This window comes from Desulfofundulus sp., assembly GCF_049701015.1.
GTDB lineage: Bacteria > Bacillota > Desulfotomaculia > Desulfotomaculales > Desulfovirgulaceae > Desulfofundulus.
This window is the reverse complement of sequence record NZ_JBNATZ010000290.1, coordinates 1-2,915: the sequence shown is the minus strand read 5'-3', so window position 1 is coordinate 2,915 and position 2,915 is coordinate 1. Positions and strand designations below refer to the sequence as shown.

The following is a 2,915-nucleotide window of genomic DNA, read 5'->3' as shown; positions in this document are numbered from 1 at the left end:
TTCGATATGCCTACGCTTTACGATGCAGCTTTTCTGGCGGTTGCCGAGGTTGTGGCAAGGAGAACCGGGGAAATATGTGAATTCTGGACGGCAGATGAAAAACTGGTCAACCTCCTAAACGGACGAAGGAAGTATGTGAGATTCTTGAAGGAAGTAAACTGAGGAGCGTGATGGGCGGGTTTTGATTGCTAAACGAAATCCAAATGATAAACTGGCCGATAAATGGGAATTCCCGGGCGGCAAAATTGAGGCCGGTGAAAGCCCGGAAGAATGTTTACGCCGGGAAATGCGGGAAGAATTCCAGGTTGAGATAGCGGTGGGGGAATTCTTTGGGGAGAGCATATACCGTTATGATCATACTACTGTTCACCTGCTGGCTTACCTGGCCCGTTTGGAAAAAGGGGTGCTAAAACCAACAAGCCACGCCGAATATCGCTGGGTGAGCGCGGACGAACTGGACAAATATGATTTTGCCCCTGCTGATAAACCGTTCGTAGCAAAAATACAAAGCAGCAGGGTGATAGAATTAAAATTGTAGTTGAAGTTAAGTGGGAGGAATATTCAATGACCGAAAATACCAGCCTGGATCTCACTACCCTGGAGAACTGGCTTTGGGAAGCGGCCTGTGTCATCCGTGGCCCGGTAGATGCCCCGAAGTATAAGGACTACATATTGCCTCTGATCTTTTTAAAACGCCTTTCCGACGTTTTTGAGGATGAAGTGGCCAGGCTGGCCGACGAGATATTTGGTAGTGTAGAAGAATCTCTGGTGCAGATTGATCAAGATCACGAGCTGGTCAGGTTTTATATCCCCGAGATTGCCCGCTGGCCGTCCATTGCCCGGCAGACCACGAACATCGGGGAATATCTCACCGATGCCGTGCGGGCGGTTGCCCGGGAGAATCCCAAACTGCAGGGTATTTTTGAACACGTAGACTTTAACGCCCGGGCAGCAGGCCAGCCAATTATAGATAACGACCGGCTTTTTAAATTGATCCAGATCCTTTCCCGTTACCGGCTGGGATTAAAAGACGTGGAGGCCGATATCCTGGGCCGGGCTTATGAATACTTGCTGCGCAAATTTGCCGAGGGTCAGGGGCAAAGCGCCGGTGAATTCTATACTCCCCGGGAAGTGACCTGGCTCATGGCCTATATCCTGGACCCCCAACCCGGTGATGAGATCTACGACCCGGCCTGTGGTTCCGGCGGCCTTTTAATCAAAAGCGTGCTGGCTTACCGGGAAAAGTACGGGACTGATAGCCGGATCGCCCCGGTTAAAATTTACGGCCAGGAGATTAACTTCACCACCTTTGCCATGGCCAAAATGAACGCTTTTATCCATGATCTGGAGGCCGAGATCCGCCTGGGGGATACAATGGCCCGGCCGGCCTTTACCAACCCCGATGGTTCCCTGCGTGTTTTTGATAAGGTGACCGCCAATCCCATGTGGAACCAGAAGTTCCCCCTTTCCATATATGAGGAAGATCCCTTTGACCGGTTTAAGTTTGGCGGTATCCCGCCGGCCTCCAGTGCCGACTGGGGCTGGATCCAGCACATGTTCGCCTCCCTGAAAGAAAACGGTAAGATGGCCGTGGTTTTAGACACCGGTTCCGTTTCCCGGGGCAGCGGCAACCAGGGCTCCAACCGGGAGCGGGACATCCGGAAAGTCTTTGTGGAAAATGACCTGGTGGAATGTGTCATTCTGCTGCCGGAGAACCTGTTTTATAACACCACCGCCCCGGGCATTATCCTGGTGATCAATAAAGCCAAAAAACATCCGGGGGAAATTCTGTTAATTAATGCATCCAGGCTATTTACCAAAGGGCGCCCGAAAAATTACCTGGCCGATGAGCATATAAAGCAGGTATATGAGATTTACCGGGACTGGCGGGAAGAGGAAGGCCTGAGCAAAATAATTCGTAATGAGGAAGCGGCCCGCAACGATTACAACCTTAGCCCTTCCCGCTACGTTTCCACCAACGGGAAAGAGGAATACCGGCCGGTGGAGGAAATCCTGGTCGAGCTGGCCGAGGTAGAGGAAGAGCGGCAGGCGGTAGATAAGGAACTGAATGATATACTGGGCAAGTTAGGTTTTGGGGGTTGGCTGAATGGGTAAGGCAATTGATGAGGTAATGGAGGGGTATAAGGAGACGGAGATTGGGGTACTGCCGGAGGATTGGGAGGTGGTGAGGGTAGGTCACGTAACCATAGAATCTTATAGCGGGGGAACGCCATCAACGAAAGAGAGCGCTTACTGGGGTGGATCTATACCCTGGACTACTACAGCACTTATGGGAGAAGAAGAGATTTACCTTACTACATATCAGCGGTTGATTACTGAGCGAGCATTGAATGAAACGTCTACACGATTGGCACCTAAGGGCAGTCTACTTCTTGGTACAAGGGTAGGTGTAGGTAAGGCAGTCATTGCTACTTTTGACATAGCTGTTAATCAAGACATTACTGTATTGAGGTTAGATACCCAGAAGATTTTACCCCAATTCCTTGCCTATGGCTTTAAGACAGATCTTGTCCGGGAGTCACTTAGAGGGAAGGTGCGCGGTACCACAATCAAAGGCATACCCCGAAATGATCTGCTAACCCTTTGTATTCCCCTCCCACCCCTCCCCGAGCAGCGCAAAATTGCCCATGTCCTTTCGACCATCCAGCGGGCGATTGAAATGCAGGACAGGGTCATCGCCGCCGCCCGGGAACTGAAAAAGTCGCTTATGCGTCACCTTTTTACCTATGGCCCGATGCCTGTGGACCAGATTGACCGCGTCCCCCTGAAGGAAACCGAAATCGGCCCGGTGCCGGAGCATTGGGAAGTAGTGAGGTTAGGTGAAGCTATTACTCAAGCCCAGTACGGCCTTTCGATGCGTGGTGAATCTACGGGCAAATATCCCATCTTACGCA

At 51.3% G+C, this 2,915-nt stretch carries 3 protein-coding genes; all 3 read left to right on the top strand.

Features of this window, described 5'->3' with window-relative positions; all coding sequences use genetic code 11:
* The first annotated feature begins 181 nt into the window (after positions 1 to 181).
* Positions 182 to 538: a (deoxy)nucleoside triphosphate pyrophosphohydrolase gene (locus tag ACPLUI_RS13375; RefSeq protein ID WP_424660747.1), complete on the top strand. Its 357-nt coding sequence runs from the start codon at positions 182 to 184 to the stop codon at positions 536 to 538.
* 26 nt (positions 539 to 564) lie between these two features.
* Positions 565 to 2,115 carry an N-6 DNA methylase gene (locus ACPLUI_RS13370; protein ID WP_424660746.1) on the top strand — a complete coding sequence of 517 codons (1,551 nt, stop codon included), beginning with the start codon at positions 565 to 567 and terminating at the stop codon, positions 2,113 to 2,115.
* The coding region (locus ACPLUI_RS13365; RefSeq protein WP_424660745.1) for a restriction endonuclease subunit S at positions 2,108 to 2,915 on the top strand (808 nt) is incomplete at its 3' end. The genes ACPLUI_RS13370 and ACPLUI_RS13365, both read left to right, overlap by 8 nt.

Excerpts from the sequence above, each read along its gene's own strand:
- ACPLUI_RS13370 (WP_424660746.1), top strand. The coding sequence starts at position 565 with ATGACCGAAAATACCAGCCTGGATCTCACTACCCTGGAGAACTGGCTT.